The organism is Dietzia sp. IBK-p2-15D (assembly GCF_057773105.1).
On sequence record NZ_JBYMTK010000152.1, the window covers coordinates 1 to 219 of the forward strand.

Here is a 219-nt window from a genome sequence, read left to right on the forward strand (position 1 = left end):
GTGATCAGCGCGGAGACGAACTTACGGGCCTCACCGATGAGGACCGCGTGACCGACGAGTCGATGCGCCCGGATCGCGTCCTCGATCTGCCCCGGCGAGACGTTCTTGCCGCCGGCGGTGACGATGAGGTCCTTCTTGCGACCCGTGATGGACAGGTAGCCGTCGGAGTCCAGCTCGCCGATGTCACCGGTGTGGTACCACTCGCCGGTCCAGGAGTCC

The 219-nt window shown here is 66.2% G+C and carries 1 pseudogene; it reads right to left on the bottom strand.

The window, feature by feature from the left end:
• Nucleotides 1-219: pseudogene (locus AC3DEV_RS17305) on the bottom strand (long-chain fatty acid--CoA ligase); the annotation flags it as partial.